This is a genomic window from Tsukamurella asaccharolytica, assembly GCF_007858435.1.
Taxonomy (GTDB): domain Bacteria; phylum Actinomycetota; class Actinomycetes; order Mycobacteriales; family Mycobacteriaceae; genus Tsukamurella; species Tsukamurella asaccharolytica.
In genome coordinates this window covers 35,611-58,084 of record NZ_VIGW01000017.1, presented here as the reverse complement: position 1 = coordinate 58,084, position 22,474 = coordinate 35,611, and the positions used below count along the sequence as shown (strand labels likewise).

18 protein-coding genes are annotated in these 22,474 nt (G+C 71.9%); 3 read left to right on the top strand and 15 right to left on the bottom strand.

What is annotated here, in order from left to right:
- The 9 genes from FK529_RS18545 to mqo form a co-directional block, all read right to left on the bottom strand.
- Positions 1 to 1,875: MFS transporter (locus tag FK529_RS18545; protein ID WP_331456340.1), on the bottom strand; the 1,875-nt coding region annotated here is incomplete at its 3' end.
- 76 nt (positions 1,876 to 1,951) lie between these two features.
- On the bottom strand, positions 1,952 to 4,246 hold the full coding sequence (locus FK529_RS18540; protein ID WP_231703173.1) for an MFS transporter: 2,295 nt from the start codon (positions 4,244 to 4,246) through the stop codon (positions 1,952 to 1,954).
- 218 nt (positions 4,247 to 4,464) lie between these two features.
- Positions 4,465 to 5,682, bottom strand: a complete 1,218-nt coding sequence (cobA, locus tag FK529_RS18535; RefSeq protein ID WP_146564006.1) for a uroporphyrinogen-III C-methyltransferase — start codon at positions 5,680 to 5,682, stop codon at positions 4,465 to 4,467.
- Positions 5,683 to 5,712: 30 nt separating this feature from the next.
- Complete coding sequence (locus FK529_RS18530; RefSeq protein WP_146564004.1) at positions 5,713 to 6,300, bottom strand: DUF4822 domain-containing protein; 588 nt, start codon at positions 6,298 to 6,300, stop codon at positions 5,713 to 5,715.
- Between the two features lie 63 nt (positions 6,301 to 6,363).
- A complete protein-coding gene (locus FK529_RS18525) occupies positions 6,364 to 7,713 on the bottom strand; it encodes a cobyrinic acid a,c-diamide synthase CobB (protein ID WP_166436438.1) in 1,350 nt (449 codons plus the stop codon).
- Between the two features lie 55 nt (positions 7,714 to 7,768).
- Positions 7,769 to 8,386, bottom strand: coding sequence for a cob(I)yrinic acid a,c-diamide adenosyltransferase (cobO, locus tag FK529_RS18520; RefSeq protein ID WP_146564000.1), 618 nt, complete (start codon positions 8,384 to 8,386; stop codon positions 7,769 to 7,771).
- Positions 8,387 to 8,480: 94 nt separating this feature from the next.
- Positions 8,481 to 10,325, bottom strand: coding sequence for a VWA domain-containing protein (locus tag FK529_RS18515; RefSeq protein WP_146563998.1), 1,845 nt, complete (start codon positions 10,323 to 10,325; stop codon positions 8,481 to 8,483).
- Entirely contained in the window at positions 10,318 to 10,767 is a 450-nt protein-coding gene (locus FK529_RS18510) for a GNAT family N-acetyltransferase (RefSeq protein ID WP_146563996.1), read from the bottom strand. The genes FK529_RS18515 and FK529_RS18510 overlap by 8 nt, the downstream gene beginning before the upstream one ends.
- Before the next feature lie 4 nt (positions 10,768 to 10,771).
- Positions 10,772 to 12,268 carry a malate dehydrogenase (quinone) gene (gene mqo / locus FK529_RS18505; protein WP_146563994.1) on the bottom strand — a complete coding sequence of 499 codons (1,497 nt, stop codon included), beginning with the start codon at positions 12,266 to 12,268 and terminating at the stop codon, positions 10,772 to 10,774.
- 140 nt (positions 12,269 to 12,408) lie between these two features.
- Between mqo and FK529_RS18500 the strand changes: the two genes are divergently transcribed.
- Both FK529_RS18500 and FK529_RS18495 read left to right on the top strand, forming a co-directional pair.
- Positions 12,409 to 13,401, top strand: coding sequence for an alpha/beta hydrolase (locus tag FK529_RS18500; protein WP_146563992.1), 993 nt, complete (start codon positions 12,409 to 12,411; stop codon positions 13,399 to 13,401).
- Position 13,402: 1 nt separating this feature from the next.
- Positions 13,403 to 14,812, top strand: a complete 1,410-nt coding sequence (locus FK529_RS18495; protein WP_146563990.1) for a mycothione reductase — start codon at positions 13,403 to 13,405, stop codon at positions 14,810 to 14,812.
- Between the two features lie 170 nt (positions 14,813 to 14,982).
- On the opposite strand, the gene FK529_RS18490 is transcribed toward FK529_RS18495, so the two are convergent.
- From FK529_RS18490 to FK529_RS18475, 4 genes are all read right to left on the bottom strand, one after another.
- Positions 14,983 to 15,816, bottom strand: a complete 834-nt coding sequence (locus tag FK529_RS18490; protein WP_146563988.1) for an alpha/beta fold hydrolase — start codon at positions 15,814 to 15,816, stop codon at positions 14,983 to 14,985.
- Between the two features lie 5 nt (positions 15,817 to 15,821).
- A complete protein-coding gene (locus FK529_RS18485; RefSeq protein ID WP_146563986.1) occupies positions 15,822 to 17,351 on the bottom strand; it encodes a cobyric acid synthase in 1,530 nt (509 codons plus the stop codon).
- A complete protein-coding gene (gene map, locus FK529_RS18480; protein WP_193559730.1) occupies positions 17,352 to 18,224 on the bottom strand; it encodes a type I methionyl aminopeptidase in 873 nt (290 codons plus the stop codon).
- A gap of 144 nt (positions 18,225 to 18,368) precedes the next feature.
- Positions 18,369 to 18,587, bottom strand: coding sequence for a hypothetical protein (locus FK529_RS18475; RefSeq protein ID WP_146563983.1), 219 nt, complete (start codon positions 18,585 to 18,587; stop codon positions 18,369 to 18,371).
- A gap of 682 nt (positions 18,588 to 19,269) precedes the next feature.
- On the opposite strand from FK529_RS18475, the gene FK529_RS18470 reads away from it, so the two are divergent.
- The gene (locus FK529_RS18470) at positions 19,270 to 19,830 is read left to right on the top strand and encodes a hypothetical protein (RefSeq protein ID WP_146563980.1); all 561 of its coding nucleotides are present in this window, start codon (positions 19,270 to 19,272) and stop codon (positions 19,828 to 19,830) included.
- A 3-nt stretch (positions 19,831 to 19,833) separates the two neighbouring features.
- On the opposite strand, the gene FK529_RS18465 is transcribed toward FK529_RS18470, so the two are convergent.
- Positions 19,834 to 21,666, bottom strand: coding sequence for a penicillin-binding transpeptidase domain-containing protein (locus FK529_RS18465; RefSeq protein ID WP_146564016.1), 1,833 nt, complete (start codon positions 21,664 to 21,666; stop codon positions 19,834 to 19,836).
- A gap of 99 nt (positions 21,667 to 21,765) precedes the next feature.
- Positions 21,766 to 22,305 carry an inorganic diphosphatase gene (locus FK529_RS18460; protein ID WP_231703172.1) on the bottom strand — a complete coding sequence of 180 codons (540 nt, stop codon included), beginning with the start codon at positions 22,303 to 22,305 and terminating at the stop codon, positions 21,766 to 21,768.
- Positions 22,306 to 22,474 lie beyond the last annotated feature (169 nt).

Below are 22,474 nucleotides of genomic sequence, written 5' to 3'. Positions count from 1 at the left end.
CCCGCTCGGGCGCTGCAGGGGCGCGCTCGGACGCCGCTGCGCCTGCGGAGGCGCGGCGGGGGGCCGGTGCTGCGGGCCGCCGGCGGGGCGGGGAGGCTGCGACGCGGGCGGGTGCGGCTGGGGCGCCGGCGGCTGCGGCTGCGGCGCCGGCGGCCGCCTGATCGCGCGGAAGCGATCGGTGAAGTACACCGGCTCGGGGTCGCCGGGCTGCTCGTTGTAGGCGCGGGCGTAATCCTCGCGTCGGACCGCCGGGAACGATCCGGAGGTGACGTCGCCCTCGAGCGGCTCCCAATCGTCGTCGACGTCGTCGTCGTCCTCGAAGGCCTGCGCGGGGAACGAGGTCGACGGGATCGATCCGCCGGACTTGCTCGACTCCTGCGCCGCCTGCCCCTCGGCGACCTCCTCCGGTGTGAACCGCATGAACGGCACCACGACCAGGCCCGCGAGGATGAGGATCGCGGCACAGGCGATGAAGGCGAGCCCGAAGCCCGAGGCCAGGGCGGTGCGTTGCGCGTCCGTCAGCAGCTCGTGGGTGATCTCGCCCCTGGTCGGGCCACCCTCCTTCATGATCCGGGAGGTCACCAGCACCTGCACAGAGGCGAGCCCGACGATGCCGCCCAGGTTCTGGCACACCTCGACCAACGCGGACATCGGGCCGGTCTCGGACGGGCGCACCCCGGCCAGGGCGCAGATCGGCAACGGGATCATCGCGAAGCCCACGCCGATGCCGATGAAGAAGACCGGCAGCCCGATGTACGGGAAGTAGCTGACCGCCGACGGGTCCTTGCTCATGAGCGTCGGCACGTAGATGCACGGCAGGAAGACGATTACCCCGCCGATGGCGACCAGCCACCGGGCCTGGATCTTCAGGGCGAGCTTGGAGGAGATGGGAGCGGCGATCCCCATTCCCACGGCGAACGGGATCAGCGCCAAGCCGGACTCCAGCGGGGTGTACCCGAGCACCTGCTGGAAGGTGAGCGCGACGTAGAAGCCGAGCGTCGGGATGAGCGCGCCGCAGACGAAGATGGCGACCATCGCCGCGACCCGGTTGCGGTTGCGGAAGAGCGAGAACGGCAGGATCGGGTTCCTCGCGGTCCGTTCCACGACGAGGAAGGCAGCCAGGCAGACCACGCTGATAGCGGCGGCGATGTAAATGCCGGCGCCCTGCCAGTGCACCTCGGGGCCCATAGTGAGGGTGTAGACGCCGGCGACGCAGCCTGCGACCGCGAGGACGGCGCCCTTGATGTCGAGTGCGTGCCGCCGCTCGGAGGTCGACTCCTCCAAGGCGATGACGGCGCCGATGATGCAGACGACACCGATCGGGACGTTGATCCAGAAGACGAAGCGCCAGTCCCAGGTCGCGAGGAGGCCGCCCGCGACGAGGCCCGAGACCGAGCCGAGCCCGGCCATCGCACCGAAGATCGCGAAGGCCTGGTTACGTGCCTTCCCCGGCGCGAAGGTGGTGGCGATGAGGGCGAGCGCCGTGGGGCACGCGATCGCGGCGAAGAGCCCCTGCCCGGCGCGGGCGATGAGCAGCCACGCCTCGTTGGTCGCGAAACCGGTGAGGAGCGACGCGAGGGTGAATCCCGCGACGCCGAGGATGAACATCCGTTTGCGCCCGAAGGTATCGCCGAGCCTGCCGCCGAGCAGCATGAACCCACCGAAGGTGACCGCGTAGGCGCCGTAGACCCAGATCTTCGCGGCGTCCGACAGATGCATCGCTTCCTGGATCCGCGGCATCGCGACGAAGACCACGGTGCCGTCGAGGACGGCGAGGAACATCATCCCGGAGAGGACGACGATGGCGAGACCGAGAGCACTGCCCTTGACGCGGTAGGTCGGCGCCGGGGCCCCGGGGGCCATCGTCGATGTCATGGAGACCGAGGCTACCGGCTGGAGGAAGCTCCGAAGAAATCAATCGTGCTGGTTTCTCGGTCGGCGCAGGTGACCGTCAGTCCTCGAGCCGGTGCCGACGGGCGCGGCTCACGCGATCCGCCTGCGGGGTCTGCGCCGGGTGGTGCATCCCGTCGGGCTCCGGGGCCGCGTGGCGGCCGGGGCGCGCGGCCGCGGGGACGGGCTGGGATTGCGAACCCTGCCGCGGAGCCGAGCCCGACCGCTGCACCGGACCACTCGGACGGGCCGCCGGGCGGCCCCCCGCGTACTGCTGCGGAGCGGGCCGGGGCGGACGAGGCGGCCAGTAGTCGGGCATCGAGGCGCGCGGCGCCGGCGGAACCGGCGGGCGCGGGAGGTCGGCACTCTCGCGCTGGATCGGCCCGGACGGGCGGGCGACGCCTGCCAGCCCCTCCCCCGGGCGACCGCTCTGCCGGGGCAGCGGATCGCTCGGGTGCGTGAACCCCTGCTGCGGTGCTCCGGTCCGGTTCAGCGGGCCACTCGGCTGCGAGTAGGCCTGCTGGGGGGCGGTCGGCTCGCGGCGGCGCGGCGGCCGGGTGACGGGGACCTGCTGGGTCGGGGGCTGCGGCGGGCGCGGTCGGGCGTCCGGCGACGCCGCTCCGCCGACATCCGTGCGCTTGATGGCGCGGAACCGATCGGTGAAGTACACCGGCTCGGGATCTCCGGGCTGCTCGTTGTAGGCGCGGTCGTAGTCCTCGCGGCGGATGGCGGCGAAGGAGCCCGACGTGACGTCGCCCTCGAGCGGCTCCCAATCGTCGTCGACGTCGTCGTCCTCTTCGAAGGCCTGCGCGGGGAAGGACGTGGACGGAATGGCACCGCCGGACTCGCTGGACTCCTTGGCCGCCTGGCCCTCGGCGATCTCCGCGGGCGTGAACCGCATGAAGGGGACCACGACGAGGCCGGCCAGGATGAGGATCGCCGCGCAGGAGATGAAGGCGAGGCCGTAACCCGACGCCAGGGCGTGGATCTGGTCGCCCGAGAGGGTGTCGTGGCGCAGGTGACCGGTGGTCGGGCCGCCCTCGGCCATGATGCGCGAGGTCACGACGACCTGCACCGACGCGAGGCCGATGATGCCGCCGAGGTTCTGCGCGACCTCGATCAGCGCGGTCAGCGGGCCGATCTCCGACGGGCGCACGCCGGCGACGGCACCGAGCGGCAGCGGAACGACCGCCATGCCCACGCCGATGCCGATGAAGAACACCGGCAGCGCGATCTGCGGGAAGTAGGCGATGGTCGCGGGGTCCTGGGACACCAGGGTCGGGACGTAGATGCAAGGAAGAAAGACGATGACGCCGCCGATGGCGACGAGCCAGCGCGCCTGGAAGCGCCGCACGAGCGAGGCGCTGATCGCGACGGAGATGCCGAAACCGACGGCGAAGGGCAGCAGCGCGAGTCCCGACTCGAAGGGCGTGTAACCGAGTACCAGCTGGAAGGTGAGCGCGACGTAGAAGCCGAGCGTCGGGATGAGGGCGCCGCAGATCAGGATCGCGAGCATCGCCGCGACGCGGTTGCGGTTGTTGAACAGCGAGAACGGCAGGATGGGGTTCTTCGCCGTCCGCTCGACCCAGAGGAACAGCGCGAGGCAGATCACGCTGACCACCGCGGCGATGTAGACCGACGTGCTCTGCCAGTGGGCCTCAGGGCCGGCGGTGAGGGCGTACACGCCGGTGACGCACCCCGCGACCGCGAGGACGGCGCCCTTGACGTCGAGGGCGTGCCGTCGCTCGGAGGTCGCCTCGTCGAGAGTGAACCAGCCGCCGACCGCGCAGGCGATACCCACCGGAACGTTGATCCAGAAGATGAGGCGCCAGTCGAGGGTCGCGAGCAGGCCGCCGGCGACGAGGCCGGCGATGGAGCCCAGGCCCGCCATCGCGCCGAAGACGGCGAAGGCCTGGTTACGCGCCTTGCCGGGCGCGAAGGTGGTGGCGATGAGCGCGAGGGCGGTGGGGCTGGCGACCGCGGCGAACAGTCCCTGGCCGACACGGGCCGCGAGCAGCCACGCCTCGTTCGTGGCGAATCCCGCCAGCGCCGACGCGATGGTGAAGCCGATCACGCCGAGCAGGAACATCTTCTTCCGGCCGAAAGTATCGCCGAGCCTGCCGCCCAGCAGCAGGAAGCCGCCGAAGGTGAGCGCGTACGCGCCGAACACCCACACCTTGGTGGCGTCCGAGAGCCCGAGCGCGTCCTGGATCTCCGGCATAGCGACGAAAACGACCGTGCCGTCGAGCACGGCGAGGAAGATCATTCCGCAGAGCACGAGGATCGGAATGCCGACGGCACTGCCCTTGACGCGGTAGGTCTGCGCCGGGCTGGAAGGCGCCATCGTTGAAGTCATGATGCCCGAGGCTACCGACTCCCCCGCCGGATTCGGAAGTCGAGAACGGTAACAATTGTGACCAGAGTTACTGAAGTGAGAGTTCGCGGCGGCTCGGAAAGTCCTCGAATCGGGCGATTGGCGCAGGACAGGGCGGTGTTTCCGGCTCCGGCTGCGGCCGACGGTTCGGGGCCGTCACATTTCTGCGACACGCGCCAAACCCCACCCCCGGGTGCGGATCACCCGCCGAGCGCGGCGGTGAATCCCGCCGTCGGGCCCACCACGAGCACGGCCGGCGGCACCACCTCCGCGGCGGCCGCGTCCGCCGCGATGCTCGCGAGGGTGCCGCGGACGGTGCGCTGCCCGCCCGTCGTGGCGTTCTCGATCACCGCGGCCGGCGTCTCGGCGGGCCGGCCCCCGGCGACCAGCGCCCCGGCGATGGCGGCGAGCCGCTCCACGGCCATGAGCACCACGACGGTGCCGCGCAGCCGTCCGAGCGCGTCCCAGTCGACGAGGCTGTCGGGGTGCCCCGGGGCGACGTGCCCGGAGACGACCACGAACTCGTGCGTGAGGCCGCGGTGCGTCACCGGGATGCCCGCGGCCGAGGGCGCGGCGATCGAGCTGGTGATGCCGGGGACGACGGTGACGGGGATGCCCTCCGCGGCCAGCGCCTCGAGCTCCTCGAAGCCGCGGCCGAAGACGTAGGGGTCACCGCCCTTGAGGCGGACGACGAACTTGCCCCCACGCGCCCGGTCGATGAGTACCTGGTTGATGGCCTGCTGCGCCATGGCCCGCCCGTACGGCACCTTCGCCGCGTCGATCACCTCGACGTGCGGGGCGAGCTCGGCGAGCAGCCGGGGCGGTGCCAGACGGTCCGCGACGACCACGTCGGCGAGGCCCAGGAGGGCGCGGCCGCGCACGGTGATGAGGTCCGGGTCGCCCGGTCCCCCGCCGACGAGGGCCACGCCCTCGGGCTTGTGGGTGGGCCGGGCCGCCTCGTCGCCGGTGAGGACGGCGCGCAGGCTGTCCCGGACGGCGGCGGACCGTCGGTGATCCCCGGACGCGAGGACGCCCACCTGCAACCCGCCGGTGGCGACGGTGGCGGGCGTGACGGCGGTGCCCTCGCGTGCGAGATCGGCCCGCACGCAGAAGGTGCGCTGCACCTCGGCCTCGGCGACGACCACGGCGTTCACCGCCGGATCGTCGGTCGCGGCCAAGACGTACCAGGCGCCGAGCAGGTCGCCGGAGGCGTACTCGCGGCGGTGCCAGACGATGCCGGGGGTCGATTCGACGGCGGGGGTGGCCTCGGGCGCGATGACGTGGACGTCCGCGCCGGCGGCGAGCAGCACGGGCAGCCGCCGCTGCGCGACGGTGCCGGCCCCCACGACGACGACACGGCGCCCTCGCAGATCCAAACCGACGAGGTAGGGATCGTGCGGGGCGCCGTGGCTGTTCATTCCGCTCAGCCTAGTGAGCGGCCTCCGGCGCTACGCGCGCGGCTCGGCGTGCTTGGTGGCGGTGTGCACGATGTCGTAGTACACGGCCTTGTTCGAGGCCTCGGGGTACACGCGGTACGTGAACTCCTTCTCGGTCAGGGTGACGATCTCGACGGTGCGCTTGTACTGGACGCTGCCGTCGGCGTTCTTGGCGACGATGGTGCGGGTCTTGCCGTCGGCCGAGACGGTCCAGTCGCCCTTGCCCTTGGCGGTGCCGTCCAGGTTGTAGAGGGTGAAGGTGCCGTCCTTCTTGAAGTAGGCCCAACCGACGTAGTTCTTCACGTTCGCGTCGGTCAACGCGACGCTGGCGCCCTTCGCGTCCTTGGCGGCGGTGGTCTCCCACGCGGTCGAGGCGAGGACGGCGCTCGGGGTGCCCTCCTTGACGGGGGTGGGCTTCGAGGCCGAGGGCTTGGCCGAGGCGCTGGTGGAGGGCTTCGCGGACGGGGTGGCCGAGGCGCTGTGCTTGGCGGAGGACGAGGGCGATCCGGGAGCGGCGTAGGACCCGGCGGCGCACGCGGAGGTGGCGACCACGGCGGCGGCGGCGAAGGTGACGGAGACGAGCTTGATCGACTTGTGCATGAGGCATTTGTACAGCAAGCTCTCAGCCCGCGCGAGGCCCCCGCTCAGGGTGAGACGAACTCCTCACGCGACCGCCCTGACCAGGCGTTCCGCCACCTCAGGGTATCCGGCAGGGTGCACGTGCAGATACGAGGAGTGCACAGTGGACGAAAGGAAGCCGTCGGTCGTGGCCCGGCCGTCGGCGTCGCGCCAGCCCCAGGCCGCGGCGGGACCGGGCGTGAGCGCGGTGCGGTGGAACTCGTGCCCCGTCACACGCTCACCCGGCGCGAACAGGGGGCTCGGCCCGAGGGCCACCGCGTCGCGGTAGCCCAGGGTGAGCCGCCGGGTGAAGGTCGCGGCGCCCGGCACGATGCCGCACATCGGCACCCCGTCGAGCGACTCGGCGAGATAGAGCTGTCCCGCGCACTCGGCGTGCACCGCGCCGCCGGCGTCGACCAGGGCGCGCAGCTGCGCGCGCAGCGGCGCGTTCCCCGACAGCTTCTCGGCGTACACCTCGGGGAAGCCGCCGGGCAGTACGACCGCCGCGGTCCCGGCGGGCAGCTCGTCGGTGAGCGGATCGAAGCGGCGGACGTCCGCCCCCGCGGCGCGCAGGAGCTCCTCGTGCTCGGCGTAGCCGAAGCTGAACGCCGGGCCGCCCGCCAGGGCGACGACCGGCTCCCCCACGCGCGCCACCTCGTCCGGCGGCGACCACGCCGGCCCGTCCGCGACGGGCCTGGCCAGCGCGCGGATCCGGTCGACGTCGACGTGGCGCTCCACCAGCTCCGTCATCGCCGCCACCGCGGCGACCGCGTCCGCCCCGCGTTCGGCGGCGGGGATGAGTCCGAGGTGTCGCGCCGGCACCTCGAGCGCCGCGGCGCCGGGGATGGCCCCGACGGCCTCGAGGCCCGCGTGCGCGCACGCGTCGCGCAGCACCCGCTCGTGCCGGGGGCTGGAGACGCGGTTGAGGATGACTCCGGCGATGGCGACACCGGGCCGGTAGGTCGCGAAGCCCGCGAGCAGCGCGGCGAGCGACTGGGAATGGCCCCGCACGTCGACGACGAGCACGACCGGCGCGCCGAGCAGCTGCGCGACATCGGCGGTGGAGCCGATGCCCTCGGCCACCGCGCCGCCGGGACCGTCGACGATGCGGCCGTCGAACAGTCCCATGACTCCCTCGACCACGGCGATCTCCGCGTCGCGTGCGCCGTGCCGGTACAGGGGGGCGACGCGCTGCGCACCGCAGAGCACGGCGTCGAGATTGCGGCCGGGCCGGCCCGTGGCGAGCGCGTGGTAGCCGGGGTCGATGTAATCGGGGCCCACCTTGAACGGGGCGACGGCACCGGTCCGCGCGAGGGCGCCCATGAGTCCGGTCGCGATGGTCGTCTTGCCGCTGCCCGACGAGGGCGCGGCGATCACGACCGCCGGCGCTACCACTCGATCCCCCTGCTCTCCCCGGCCACCGCACCTCCCGGGACGCCGGAGCCGTTCGTCACCACTCGATCCCCCTCTGCCCCTTCCTCCCCGCATCCATCGGGTGCCTGACCTTGGTCATCTCGGTGACCAGGTCGGCGGCGTCCATGAGCGCCTGCGGCGCGTCGCGGCCGGTGATGATCACGTGCTGGTTGCCGGGGCGCGCGCGGAGGGTCTCGACCACCTCGTCGACGTCGATCCAGCCCCATTTGAGCGGGTAGGTGAACTCGTCGAGCACGTAGAAACGGTGCTGCTCCGCGCTGAGCCGGCGCGCGATCTCGCGCCAGCCGTCGCGCGCGGCCTCGGCGTGGTCCTGCTCGGCACCGTCGGTCCGGCGCAACCACGACCAGCCCTGCCCCATCTTGTGCCACTCGACGGGCCCGCCGACGCCGGTGCGCTCGTGCAGCTCGTTCAGGGCGAGCATCGTCTGCTCCTCGCCGACCTTCCACTTCGCGCTCTTGACGAACTGGAAGACGCCGATGTCGAAGCCCTGGTTCCACGCGCGCATGGCCATGCCGAAGGCGGCCGTCGACTTCCCCTTGCCGGGGCCGGTGTGCACGGCCAGCACCGGCTGGTTGCGCCGCTGCCGGGTGGTCAGGCCGTCCTGCGGGACCGATTCGACCTTGCCCTGCGGCATCGGGGGGCTCCTCACGTGAGATTCGGGTTTCGCGGGGCTCCGCGGCCCGATCTCACCTGGGACGGCCGCGGAACCCGACGTTGGCGAACATACGTCAGGCGACGCGGGCGAGATCCTGCGGGCTCAGGCCGCTCAGCGGGAGCATCGTGGCCCCCAGGGCCGCCGCCACCTTCGCGGCCAGCCCCAGCCGCACCATCGAGGTCTCGCAGTCCACTACCACCGTCGCGCGACCGTCGGCGCGCAGGCCGGCCGCCGCGGCGAGCGCGCGCGGCAGCGGATCACGGCCCGAGGTCGCGCGACCGTCCGTGAGCACGACGAGAAGCGGACGCCGGGCGTCGGGCCGCAGGTCCTCGCGGCGCAGCAGCTTCCGCGCCTCGATCAGCCCCTCCGCCAGCGGCGTTCGGCCGCCGGTCCGAGCGCGGGCGAGCCGCGCGACGGCCACGTCGACGGACCGCGTGGGCGGGACGAGCAGGGTGGCCTCGGCGCCGCGGAAGCCGATGACGGCCACCTTGTCGCGCCGCTGGTAGGCGTCGCGCAGCAGCGAGACCGCGGCCTCGCCGACCAGCGCGATCCGCTCCCGTGCCGCCATCGAGCCGGAGAGGTCCACCACGAAGACCACGAGGTTTCCCTCGGTCGCCTCGCGGACCGGCGACCGGAGATCCGACGGTGCCAGACGCAGCGGCCCGGCGGCCCGGCCGCGGGCGGCCTGTTCGGGCGCGGCCGCCCGGAGCGTGGCGGCAAGGTGCAGGCCGGAACCGGTTCCGGCGGGCGCGGCGCGCACCACGCTGCCGCGATCGGAGCGGGTCCTGGAGCGGCGTCCCGTCGCCCCGCCGGTGCCGGTGCCGGGCACGGTCAGCTTCCCGACGGTGCGGTGTCGGCCCGTCGGGAGCGGCGCGCCGACCTGATCCTGCTGTTGCGGCGACCCCGCAGAGTCCGGTCCGGACGGCGGGGGCTCCGCGGCATCGCCGCCTCCCGGGCCGTCGGGATCGGGCTCCGGCTCGGGGTCGTCGTCGGCGCGGGCCTCGTCGAGGGCGCGCTCGAGCTCGGCGTCGTCGAGGCCGGGCTCGTCGAACGGGTCGCGCCGCTTGCGGTGCGGCAGGGCCAGCGCAGCGGCGACGCGCACGTCGTCCTCGGTGACCTCGGCGGCGCCGCGCCACGCGGCGTGGGCGCGGGCGGCGCGGGCGATCACGAGGTCGGCGCGCATGCCGTCGACGTCGAAGGCGGCGCACACCGCGGCGATCCGGCGCAGTTCGGCGTCGGGCAGCGCGACGGAGGGCAGCCGGTCGCGGGCGTCGGTGATCCGGCGGGCCTGCTCTGCGTCGGCGTCGGCGTACTCGGCGGCGAAGGCGGCGGGGTCGGCCTCGAAGGCGAGGCGGCGGCGCATCACCTCGACGCGGGCGTCCACGTCGCGGCTGGCGCGCACGTCGACCGCGAGGCCGAAGCGGTCCAGCAGCTGCGGGCGCAGCTCCCCCTCCTCCGGGTTCATGGTGCCCACCAGCACGAACCGGGCCGGGTAGGAGCGCGAGACGGCGTCGCGCTCGACGGTGACCCGCCCCATCGCGGCGGCGTCGAGCAGCACGTCGACGAGATGGTCGGAGAGCAGGTTGACCTCGTCGACGTAGAGGATGCCGCCGTCGGCGTCGGCCAGCAGGCCGGGCGTGAAGTCGACGCGTCCCTCGCCGAGAGCGCGGTGCAGGTCGAGCGAGCCGACGACCCGGTCCTCGGTAGCGCCGATGGGCAGCTCGACGAGGCGCGCGGGCGCACCGTCGGGGCGGGGCGGCAGCAGCGGGGCGAGCGCGCGGGCGGCGGTGGACTTCGCGGTGCCCTTCTCGCCGCGCACGAGCACGCCGCCGACGGCGGGCGCGATGGCGCACAGGGTGAGGGCGAGCCGCAGCTCGTCGTGGCCGACGACGGCGCTGAACGGGTAGCGGTCAGACACCGGCGGGCCTCCTCATGGGGACGTGCGGGATGCCGTCCTCGATGAATTCGTCTCCCTCGCGGGCGAATCCGTATTTGGCGTACATGCTCTCAAGGTGCGACTGAGCCTCAAGCAGGCAGGCTCGGCCGTCGAGCTCGGCGAGCGCCGCGGTCATCAGCTCGCCGATCAGCCCACGCCCGCGGTGCGACGGTGCCGCGCAGACTCGGCCGATCGCGGCCAGGCCCGGGCCCTCGTCAGTGACGCGCACCGTCGCGATCGCGCTGCCGGAGTCACCGGGGGCGACATCGTCGGGCAGCCAGAGGTGGACCGTCGACGGGTCGAGGTCGCGCCCGTCGATGTCGAGCCAGGGGCTCTGCTGCTCCGCGATGAAGACCTCCGCGCGCAGCTTCAGCAGCGCGTAGAGGGTCCTCGCGTCGAGTTCGTCTCCGGTGGCGCGGCGCACGGCGCTAGCCCTGCGCGTCGGCCTCAACGCCCGGGGACAGCTGCAGCGTGCGGTTGGTCCAGTCCCAGACCTGGCCGAAGAGCTGCTTGTTGTCGTTGAGGGTCGTGCCGTAGGACGGGATCATCTCCTGCAGCAGCGGCTTCCACGCCTGCATGTGCTTCGGGAAGCACTTGCCGAGCACGTCGAGCATGGCCGGCACCGCCGTCGAGGCGCCGGGCGAGGCGCCGAGCAGGCCGGCGATCGACTCGTCGTCCGCGGCGATGACCGCGGTACCGAACTCGAGGTTGCCGCCGCCGGGGCCCTTGCGGATCACCTGGACGCGCTGGCCGGCGGTGATGAGCTCCCAGTCGCCGCCGGTCGCGCGGGGCACGAACTCCGACAGCGTCTTCACGCGGTCGGCAGGCGACTGCAGCAGCTCGCCGATGAGGTACTTGGTCAGGCCCATCTCCTTGAGACCGACGGCCATCATCGGGAGCAGGTTGTTCGGCTTCACGGACAGCGGCAGATCGGTGTACTGGCCGGCCTTGAGGAACTTCGGCGAGAAGCCGGCGTAGGGGCCGAACAGCAGGCCCTTGGTGCCCTCGATGACGCGGGTGTCGAGGTGGGGCACCGACATCGGCGGGGCGCCGACGGCGGCCTTGCCGTACACCTTGGCGGCGTGGTGGTCGATGAGCTCGGGGTTGGTGCAGCGGAAGAACTGACCCGACACGGGGAAACCGCCGAAGCCCTTCGCCTCCTTGATGCCCGACTTCTGCAGCAGCGGCAGGGCGCCGCCGCCCGCGCCGACGAAGACGAACCGCGCGTCCACGTGGGTGACCTCGTGGGTGCGCAGGTTGCGCACGGTCAGGCGCCAGCCGTCCTTGGTGCGCTTGAGGCCCGTGACCTTGGTGCCGAAGTGGACGGCGCCGCCCTTGCCCACGAAGTTGATGAGCTTCTTGGTCAGCGAGCCGAAGTCGACGTCGGTGCCGCCCTCGTACCAGTTCACGGCGACCGGGTCGCCGAAGTTGCGTCCCGCGGCCATGATCGGCAGCCGCTCGGTGAACGTGGCGGGGTCGGTGAAGAACTCCATGCCCTCGAACAGCGTCTGGTCGGAGAGCGCGTCGTAGCGCTTGCGCAGGTACTCCACGTTGTCGGCGCCGTGCACGAAGCTGGCGTGCGGGATGGGGTTGATGAAGTCGGATGGATCGTCGAGCACGCCCGCGTCCACCGCGTACGCCCAGAACTGGCGCGAGACCTGGAACTGCTCATTGATCGTGATGGCCTTGGAGATGTCCACGGAACCGTCGGCGGCCTGCGGGGTGTAGTTCAGCTCGCACAGCGCCGAATGGCCGGTGCCCGCGTTGTTCCACGGGTCGGAGGACTCGGCGGCCGCGGCGTCCAGGGACTCGAAGACGTTGATCGACCAGCTGGGCTCCAGCTTGCGGAGCAGGGTGCCGAGCGTGGCGCTCATGATTCCCGCGCCGACGAGCGCGACGTCCGTGCTGATCACGTTACGGGCCATCTGGTAGGTCACTCCTCGACGTGGGGCGGGGCCACGAATCGGCCCCCTTCTCGGCCAGAACCTTACTCCGGGGTCCGCCGACGGCGCGCAGCGCACCGTGGCAGCACGACCGGACCGCCCGCCGTCATTACAGTGAACCCGTGGCCACCACTGAGCTGACCTACTCCCCCGACGTCCTGGGCGACGACTTCGTCGCGCACACCTTCGAACTGGGCCCCGACCCCGACGGCGAGCCGGGCGGCGACGTCGTGGCGACCCTCGTCAAGCACGTCTCCGGTCCGCAGGACCCGCACCACGCGGTGCTCTGGGTGCACGGCTTCTCCGACTACTTCTTCCAGACCGCCGTCGCGGAGTTCTTCGCGGACCGCGGCTACGCCTTCTACGCGCTGGACCTGCGCAAGTGCGGGCGCTCGCTCCGGGAGGGCCAGTCGGCGCACTACGCGACCGACTTCACGGTCTACGACACCGAGCTCGACCTCGCGGTCGCGGCGATCGAGCAGGAGCATCCCGGGCTCGGCGTCGTCGTCGCGGCACACTCCACCGGCGGCCTCATCACCCCGCTGTGGCTCGACCGCCGCCGCGCGGCGGGCCGCACCGCCCCGATCGTCGGTCTCGTGCTCGACAGCCCGTGGTTCGATCTGCAGGGCTCGGCGGTGTTGCGCGAGCTCGCGACGCCCGTCGTCAAGCTGATCGGCAAGGCGGCGGGCACCCGCGTCGTCCCCGTGGAGTCGGTCGGCGTCTACGGCCAGACCATCCACGCCGACGCGCACGGCGAGTTCGACTTCGACACCACCATCAAGCCGATCGAGGGCTTCCCCGTGCGCTTCGGCTGGCTGCGCGCCGTGCGCGTCGCCCACAGCCTGCTGCACCGCGGCCTCGACGTGGGCGTCCCGTCGCTCGTGCTCCGCTCGACGAGGAGCTTCGCCCCGAGGGAGTGGAGCGAGGAGGCCGGCCGCGCCGACATCGTGCTCGACACCCGGCAGATCGCGAAGTGGTCCGGCGCGCTCGGCGGGCGGCTGACGGTGATCCCCGTCGAGAACGCCAAGCACGACGTCTTCCTCTCCGAGAAGGATGCGCGCGAGACCGCGTACGCCGAGCTGGCTTCCTGGCTGGCCCGCGAGATCGAGGCCTGACATGGCCGAGCGCGTCTTCGACCTCGTCATCATCGGCTCCGGCGCCGGCAACACGATCCCCGACGAGCGGTTCGACGACCGCTCGATCGCGATCGTCGACAAGGGGCAGTTCAACGGCGCCTTCGGCGGGACCTGTCTGAACGTGGGCTGCATCCCCACCAAGATGTTCGTCTACCCCGCCGACGTCGCCGACGAGGCCCGCGACGGCGGCGCCGTCGGAGTCGACGCGGAGATCACCGGCACCCGCTGGGCCGACATCCGGGACCGCGTCTTCGGCCGCATCGACCGCTACGCCGCGGGCGGCCTGCGCTACCGCGAGAACGAGTGCCCGAACGTCACCGTCTTCCAGCAGGAGGCGTGGTTCCTGCCCCAGTCCGGGGACGGGCTGCACCGCCTCGAACTGGCCGACGGCACCGTGGTCGCCGGGCGCGACATCGTGATCGCCGCGGGTTCGCGGCCCGTGATCCCGCCGATCTTCACCGCCGACGGCGCGGCGCCGTTCCACACCAACGACACGATCATGCGGCTCGACGCGCTGCCGGGGCGCGTGATCATCGTCGGCGGCGGGTACATCGCCGCCGAATTCGCCCACGTCTTCGCCGGCCTCGGCTCCGAGGTCACCGTCGTCGCGCGGGGCGAGCGGCTGCTGCGCGCCCAGGACCAGACCATCGCCGAGGTGTTCACCGCACAGGTCGCGGAGCACTGGGACGTGCGCCTGAACACCGAGGTCACGGCCACCCGCGCGAGCGGCGGCGGCGTGGAGGTGGACCTCTCCGACGGTTCGACGGTGGCCGGCGACGTGCTGCTCGTCGCCACCGGTCGCACGCCGAACGGCGACGGCTTGGCGCTCCCCGCCATCGGCATCGAGCTCGACGGTGCGGGGCGCGTCCCCGTCGACGAGCACCAGCGCACGCCCGTCCGCGGCGTGTGGGCCCTCGGCGACGTGAGCACGCGGTTCCCCCTGCGGCACGTGGCCAACCACGAAGCGCGCGTCGTCGCGGAGAACCTGCTGTCAGGATGGGACACCCCAGCGGCGACCTCGGATCACCGGTTCGTCCCGGGCGCGGTCTTCTCCCGCCCGCAGGTCGCCTCCGTCGGACTGACCGAGGCCGAGGCCCGCTCGCGGGGCATCGACGTGGCCGTCGCCGAGCAGCGCTACGCCGACATCGCCTACGGCTGGGCGATGGCCGACGCCGAGGGCGTGTGCAAACTGATCGCGGACCGGTCGACGGGGCTGTTGGTGGGCGCGCACATCGTCGGGCACCAGGCCTCGGCGCTGATCCAGTCGGCGATCACGGCGATGTCCTTCTCCCTTCCCGCGCAGGAGTTCGCGCGCGGGCAGTACTGGATCCACCCGGCCCTGCCGGAGCTGGTCGAGAACGCACTCCTGGGGCTCGCGAAGGAGGGGTGATTCTAGGCGCTGTGCGGGGTAGAGTTCCATGCATGATTCAGCATGATTCTATTGCCCCCGGCTGCTCCAACCCGAACTGCACGTGCGAGAACTGCTCGTGCGGCGACAACTGCACCTGCGGCTCCGACACGTAGGCCGCACCGCTGGGAACCGGCCGCGTGCGAGCGCGGTCAGTTCCGCAGCGTCCGCAACGCGATCTCCGACGCCAGGGCCGCCGGGGCGCGCACCGGGAGCCAATGGTCCCCGTCGGGGACCTCGCTGAGCCGGTAGTCGGCCCGGAGATAGTGGGCGGTCCCTTTGGCCTGCGCCGGGCCGGCGATGGCGTCGCGGGTACCCCAGACCAGCGTGGTGGGGACCTCGATCACCGGACAGTCCAGGCCCTCACCGCCGGACACCAGGTTCGCGCGGTACCAGTGCAGGGCGGCCGTGAGCGTCGTCTCGTCCGTCAGCGCCTCGATACCGCCGCCCGGCGCCGTGGCCAGGAGCGTCCGCGCGTCGTTGGCGAGCAGAGCCTTCTCCGCGTCACCGGACCGGAGGAACAACTCGAGGTAGCGGGAGCGCTGGCGCTGGTCCTGGTCGTTGGCCAGCGCATCACCGAACGCGGACGGGTGGCCGAACGAGACGGCCGTCAGGCTCATGGCGCGCAGCGGATAGGTCGCGGCGAAGTGCCACGCCACGGTCGCGCCGAGGCCGTGCCCGACGACATGCGTGTAGGGCACTTCGAGCGCGTCGAGGATGCGCGCTGCGTCCTCGGCGAGGAGCTTCATCGTGTACTGATCGACCCCCACCGGGCGCACACCCGGACTGTAGCCGCGCTGGCGGGGCGCGATCGTGCGCAGTCCCGCCTCGTGCAGTCGTTCCCGGACCGGGTCGAAGCACTCCTCGGTCTGCGGGAATCCGTGCAGCAACAGGACGGGTACCCCGTGCTCAGGCCCCCCGATCGACACGTCGAAGGTCCACGAGCCCGCGGGCACCTGCACCGTGTCACCTGAATCGATCGGCATGGTGGTCAACGGTAGTCACTGATGATCCGAAGGGTCGGCAGGATCGCCGAAAACGCAGGGGGTGAATGCAAAGGCCGCAGGATCGCCTCCACGTCGCAGTGCTCCTCCAGCGCATCGGCGATGGCGTCGAGCTGCGCGAGCCGCGCACCCTCGTAGCGGACGGCGGCGCCCAGGTCCCGACCGGGGAACGTGCGAGCGAGGTACGCGCGACGGAAGTCGTCGGACCCGAACAGTCCGTGCCAGTGGGTGCCGAGGACGTGCGGCGTGAGCGCCCCCTCCGGCCCGTCGGGACCGAACAGCGCAGGGCTCTCCGCGTTCCGCACGACGGTGCCGTGGTGGATCTCGTATCCCGTCGCGGCCGCGCCCAGCCCGGCGCCGGCGACGTTCCGGACGCATTTCGTGCGCGCGAACTCGACGTCGAGGTCGAGGATTCCGAGGCCGTCCACCCGCGTCCCGGCCGGCGCCTCGACACCGGCGGTATCGGCGATGGTCCGGCCGAGCATCTGGAAGCCGCCGCAGATCCCGACGATCGGCCCGCCGGCGGCGGCGCGGCGGACGAGGGCGTCGGCCAGGCCGCGCTCGCGCAGCCACGCCAGGTCACCGACGGTGCTCCGACTACCGGGAAGCACGACGAGGTCGGCGTCGGCGACGTCGGCGGCCCGGGTGGTCCAGCGCACCGTCAGGCCGGGCTCGCACGCGAGCGCCTCGACGTCGGTGGTGTTGGACACCCGCGGCAGGGCGACGGCGGCGACCCGGATCGGGTCGGGCCGCGTGGCGCCCGGGCCGACGAGGTCGGTGCCGAGCGCGGCGAGCGAGTCCTCGGCGTCGAGCCAGAGGTCCGTGAGGTACGGGAGCACGCCGAGCGTGGGGCGTCGCGTCAGGTCGGCGAGTTGCTCGAGGCCGGGTTCGAGGATCGAGCGGTCGCCGCGGAACCGGTTGATGAGGAAGCCGAAGACGAGGCGCTGGTCCTCGGGCGGCATCACGGCGACGGTGCCGGCGAGGTGCGCGAGCACTCCCCCGCGGTCGATGTCGCCGACGATCACCGTCGGCAGGCCCGCCGCCTGTGCGAGCCCCATGTTGGCGATGTCGGTGGCGCGCAGGTTGATCTCGGCGGGGCTGCCCGCGCCCTCGCACAGCACCACGTCGAATTCGTCGCGCAGCGCCTGCAGGGTGGTGGTGACCTCGTCGAGAAGCCACTGCCGGCGGATGACGTAATCGCGTGCGCCCACGTCGCCGACCGGCCTGCCGTGCAGGATCAGGTGGCTGCGCCGGTCGCTCCCGGGCTTGAGCAGGACGGGGTTGAACCGGGTCGACGGCGCCAGCCCGCACGCGAGCGCCTGGGTCGCCTGGGCGCGCCCGATCTCCCCGCTGGTGCCGTCGGCCTCGACGGTGGCGACGGAGTTGTTCGACATGTTCTGCGCCTTGAACGGCGCGACGCGCACGCCCCGTCGCGCCAGGAGACGGCACAGCCCGGCCGTCACCGTCGACTTCCCGGCGTCCGAGGTCGCGCCGGCGAGAAGGAGGGCGCCGCGCACTTAGGCCGCGGGGGTGCTCGGCAGCGTGAGGATCTCGGCGCCGTCGTCCGTGACGACGAGGGTGTGCTCGAACTGCGCCGTCCACTTCTTGTCGGTGGTGGCGACGGTCCAGCCGTCGGGCCAGATCTCGTAGTCGAGGCCGCCGAGGTTGATCATCGGCTCGATCGTGAAGACCATGCCGGGCTCGAGCACCGTCTCGACGTTCGGCTCGTCGTAGTGCAGCACGACGAGGCCGTTGTGGAAGGTCTCGCCGATGCCGTGGCCGGTGAAGTCGCGGACGACGGTGTAGCCGAAGCGGTTCGCGTACGACTCGATGACCCGGCCTACCACGTTGAGTTCACGGCCCGGCTTGACGGCCTTGATCGCGCGCTCCGTCGCGGTGCGGGTGCGCTCGACGAGGAGACGATGCTCCTCGGCGACGTCGCCGGCGAGGAAGGTCGCGTTGGTGTCGCCGTGCACCCCGTCGATGTAGGCGGTCACGTCGATGTTGACGATGTCGCCGTCCTCGATCACGGTCGAGTCCGGGATGCCGTGGCAGATCACCTCGTTGAGGCTGGTGCAGCAGCTCTTGGGGAAGCCCCGGTAGCCCAGCGTCGACGGGTAGGCGCCGTGGTCGAGCATGTACTCGTGCGCCACGCGGTCGAGGTGGTCGGTGGTGACCCCGGGCGCCACCGCGGCGCCCGCGGCCTGCAGCGCGTCGGCGGCGATCCGCGAGGCGAGCCGCATCTTCTCGATCGTCTCGGGCGTCTGCACCCACGGCTCCTTGCCCTCGTTCGCCGTCTTCTTGTCGACGTACTCGGGTCGCACGATCTTCGCCGGCACGGCCAGGCGGGGTGAGACGGTGCCGGGGACGAGTGCAGCGCGGGTCATCAGCTCAGCGTAATCGGAGGCCACCGCGGCCCCCGCGCCCCGTCCTTACTCCACCACCGCCGCCGGCTGGCCTCCACGACCGCCCCGGCCCGACTTAACAGCGTTAGCCCAGGTGGCTTCCTGGGGAAACGCCTGCCGCTAACGCTGTTAAGTCACGGTGCGCGAGATCGGCGTCGTCGGGATCCAGTAGTGGCAGGCCGGTTCGAGGAAGCCGTGGGCGATGCCGTAGTCGTCGACGGGACGGATGCGGGTGAGCACGCCGCCGGCCGACTCCGCGGTGCGGCGCGAGCCGAGGTTGCTCTCATCGCAGGTGACGAGGACCTCCGCCAGCCCGAGGCCCGCGGCGCGTCGGACCACCTCGCGCAACGCCGCGACGCGACTCCCATCCGACGCGCCGAGGGCCGCACGTGGTAGCCGATGTGGCCGCCCAGTTCGGCGAGCAACGGGGTCAGCCTGTGCCGGAGCTGGATCGCGCCGAGGTAGCGGTCGCCGCGCACCATCCACCAGGTCGTGGCGGGCACGAGGTCGCTGCCGCGGTCGATCATCGGCTGCTCGTTCAGGCGGCCCACCCAGGTCGCGAAGCCCGACGGTGCCGCCAGGTCCAGGTCGCGGGCCAGCGCACTGCCGGAGCCCGGGTGGTGTGTGACGTCGCCCCACTCCGCGACATTGCGCCGCCACTCGTCGTGCCAGTCGGCCGCCGGCGCCATCAGTGCGATGTCCATGCGAACGAGCGTCCCGCGATCCGCTTCGGCTCCGCAATCGATTTCCGAGGAGCAGCACCAGTTGCACGCCTGGCCGTCAATCGACGCGGCGGACGCAGCGACTCGCTTCGCCTGCGCCTTGTCGACGTAGAGCAACCCAGATCGATGTAATCCTCATCTCTTGCGGTCGAAATCTACTCCGTATAACTTACAACGGCACAGATGGTACAGATGATCACATTTCTGGTTGCACGGTCACAAACCTGTACTCGACGACGAACACGTGGCCAAGCGGCGACACGCTCGAGCGCGGCGCGCACCTACTCACACGACTACGGAGGCGGGCAATGAGACACGCACCCCTGGTGGCGGCGGCAGTCGTCGGCGTATTTGCGGCGGGCGCGATCAGCGGCTGCGGATCGAGCGAGGAGGCGGGCCCGACCACCTACGTCCGCCCCGGCCACACGGCGTCGGAGTTCGACTTCTCCCCCACGTCGAGCACGTCGGTCACCCCCGCTCCCGCCTTCGACAGCATGCCACCGTCGGGCACAGAATTCGGATTCATCGGCTCACCAGCGCATTGCGACGGCGACGACCGCGCGGTGATTGTGACCGCCTCGTCTTCTGACGATCCGCACCGGTTCGTCGTGTGCCGGGACGCCGACGGGGAGCGATACCTCCGGGCCTACACCGAGAAGAGGGACGGCGACACCGGCTCGATGCCGGTGCCGAAGGAGGCCGTCCGCGGCACCTTCGCCTCGGAGGACGCCAAGGGCACAGTGTTCACGGTCGCTCCGCAGACGTCCATCCGGATCGGACCGCAGTCCGTCTCCATCGAGTGGCCGCCCACGGCGAAGTCCTTCAGGACCACGACGCTCGTCATGGCCCAGCGATGGACGAGCCCCTAGGACTCAGTTCGGGGACGCGCCGACCGGGGCGTCGAAGCGATCGAAGAAGTCCTTGGTGACGGCGACGGCGTTGTCGGAGCTGCCGCCGAGCACGACGAGGGTGGCGAAGGCCAGGTCGCCCCGGTAGCCGACGAACCAGGCGTGCGAGCCACCGTCGACCTCCGCCTCCCCGGTCTTGCCCAGGATGTCCCCCGAGCCCCGGATCAGCTCGGCCGTACCGGAGGCGACGACCTCGCGCATCATGGCGCGCACGCCGTCGGCGGCCTTGGGATCGAGCGGAGGCCGCTCCCCGTCGACCTTGGTGGGCTTGCCGAGGAGCAGTTGCGGGGTGACGGCGCTGCCGTGCGCGACGGAGGCGACGGCCAGCGCCATGGAGAACGGACTGACGAGCACCTCGCCCTGGCCGAAGCTGTCCTCGACCTGGTTGACCATGGCCTTGGGCACCGGGTACTGCCCGGAGGACACCGGCAGGCCGGCGATCGCGTAGTCGGGCCCGATGCCGAGCTCGGCGGCCGCGGTGTTGAGCGCCTCGGGCTTGAGCTTGGCGCCGAGGAAGGCGAAGCTCGTGTTGCAGGACCGGGCGAAGGCGCGCTGCACCGAGACGTCGCCGAGGGCGAAGCGGTTGTAGTTCGGCACCTCGCGCTCGCCGATCGTGAGCGTGCCCGGGCAGGGCACGATCGTCTCGGGTGTGGCGATCCCGGCGGAGAGCGCGGCGGTCGCGGTCACGATCTTCCCGGTGGAGCCGGGCGGGTAGAGGCCGGACGTGGCCAGCGAGCCGAGCTTGTCGGCCTCGGGATTCTGCGCGACGGCCAGCACGTCGCCAGTCGACGGCTGGATCACGACCATCATCGACTGCCGGTCGCGGCGGGTGTTCACGGCGGCCTGCGCCGCGGCCTGGGCGATCGGCGAGATGCTCACGGAGACCGCGGGTGCCGCCTGCGGCGCCGTGGACGCGAGCGTGGATACCCGCGCGCCGGTGTCGGCTTGCGCGATCACCTCCCAGCCGTCCTTACCCGCGAGGTCGCCCGTGACGTTCTGCTTGATCGACGACATGAGCGCCGGCGCGAAGCTGCGGTCGGTGGGCACCAGGTCGGCCTGCTCGACCAACGTCACTCCCGGGAGGGAGGTGACGTCGCCCGGGAGCTTGCGCAGGTCGTCCTGGTTGACCGACGCCACGGTGTACGGCCCGTTCAGCGAGGTGGCCTGCTCCGTTATCTGCACCGGATCGAGCGCGGGCAGGATCGGTTGCAGCGCGCGGGCCAGCTGACTCGCGACGTCGAGCACCGTCGTCGGCGCAACGATCTTGGATGCCTCGATCCGGATCCGCGTGATGACGCCGGGGACGAGCACCGCGCCGCCCGACGCGGAGTTGACCGGCGCCTTGTCCGCGGGCAGGGCGCGTAGCACCATCGTCTGGTTCGCGCCCAGGCGCGGATGCAGCACCGACGGTGCCCAGCGCACGCGCCACGTACCGTTCTCCTGGACGCTGGTCAGCGTCCCGCGGTAGTCCCACGTCCGGCTGGAGCGCCCCTGCTCGGCCGGCAGGTCCCAGTCGTACTGGTACTCGACCTCGCTGGTGGCGCCGGTCGTCCGCACCTGCCCGACCTTGAACTGGACGCCGCGGGCCTGCAGTCCGTCGAAGGCGGCGTGCAGCGCCTTCTTCGCCGTCTCGGGTGCGGTCGTCAGGGCGGCGGCACCGTCGAGGTCCCTGTCCGCGAGGGCCGCGCCGAAGCGCGCTGCGAGCGGCCCCGGGCCGCTGGTGTTCGCCGGCGAGCAGCCACCGGCCGCGACCAGCGCCACGAGGGCGACGATCACGAGGGGGCGGCGCATCGGCATCTTCACCGCCTCAGGGTAGGACGGTGCGACGTCGGGCTCGGGTTGCCGCGCTGGCGTGTGACCGATGGGGCGCAGGTGACAGCGCGATCGGCACTCGCGCTACCGGCAGGACTCCTGGTACTTCTGCGCCGACCCGCGGAGCAGCTCGTTGGCCCGGTCGGCTTGGTCGTAGCCCGACAGCTCGACCTTCTTCCGACCCTCGGGGAGATTCTTGTAGACGGCGAAGAACTGCTCGATCTGCTGCTGCTGGATGGGCGGCAGGTCGGAGACGTTCTTGAAGATGTCGAAGGCGGGGTCGACGTCGGCTACCGGCACCGTGATCAGCTTGTCGTCCTGCTCGCCGCCGTCGATCATCTTGAGCACCCCGAGCGCGCGCACTTTGACCTGGGTGCCAGGCGCGATGGGTTCCCGCGACAGCACGAGGCCATCCAACGGGTCGCCGTCACCGCCCTGGGTGCTCGGAACCGAGCCGTAGTTCCCCGGGTAGGCCACCGGCATCGACTGCACGCGGTCGAGAATGATCTGACCGGATTCCGCGTCGATCTCGTACTTGTTGGCGCTGCCCTGCGGAATCTCGATGGCCACCATGAAGCCCTCGTCGGTGTTGTCCGGCTGCGGGAAGCCCAAGGGGTGCGTCACCGGGAAACATCCCTCCTTCGTCGCCGGCGCCGCCCCTCCGCCGGTGTTCGGGGCGGACACCGTGACCGTCGCGGCCCCCTCAGACTGCGACGCGACGTCGGAGGAGTTGGACGAGCCGCTGCACCCGGTCAACGCCAGCAACGCTGCACTGCCGCACCCTAGAACTCCC

Coding starts and splice junctions, on each gene's coding strand:
- cobA (WP_146564006.1), bottom strand. CDS start 5,682: ATGAACAGCCACGGCGCCCCGCACGATCCCTACCTCGTCGGTTTGGAT.
- cobO (WP_146564000.1), bottom strand. CDS start 8,386: ATGCCGCAGGGCAAGGTCGAATCGGTCCCGCAGGACGGCCTGACCACC.
- mqo (WP_146563994.1), bottom strand. CDS start 12,268: ATGGCCCGTAACGTGATCAGCACGGACGTCGCGCTCGTCGGCGCGGGA.
- FK529_RS18470 (WP_146563980.1), top strand. CDS start 19,270: ATGAGACACGCACCCCTGGTGGCGGCGGCAGTCGTCGGCGTATTTGCG.
- FK529_RS18490 (WP_146563988.1), bottom strand. CDS start 15,816: ATGCCGATCGATTCAGGTGACACGGTGCAGGTGCCCGCGGGCTCGTGG.
- FK529_RS18540 (WP_231703173.1), bottom strand. CDS start 4,246: ATGACTTCAACGATGGCGCCTTCCAGCCCGGCGCAGACCTACCGCGTC.
- FK529_RS18495 (WP_146563990.1), top strand. CDS start 13,403: ATGGCCGAGCGCGTCTTCGACCTCGTCATCATCGGCTCCGGCGCCGGC.
- FK529_RS18530 (WP_146564004.1), bottom strand. CDS start 6,300: ATGCACAAGTCGATCAAGCTCGTCTCCGTCACCTTCGCCGCCGCCGCC.
- FK529_RS18465 (WP_146564016.1), bottom strand. CDS start 21,666: ATGCCGATGCGCCGCCCCCTCGTGATCGTCGCCCTCGTGGCGCTGGTC.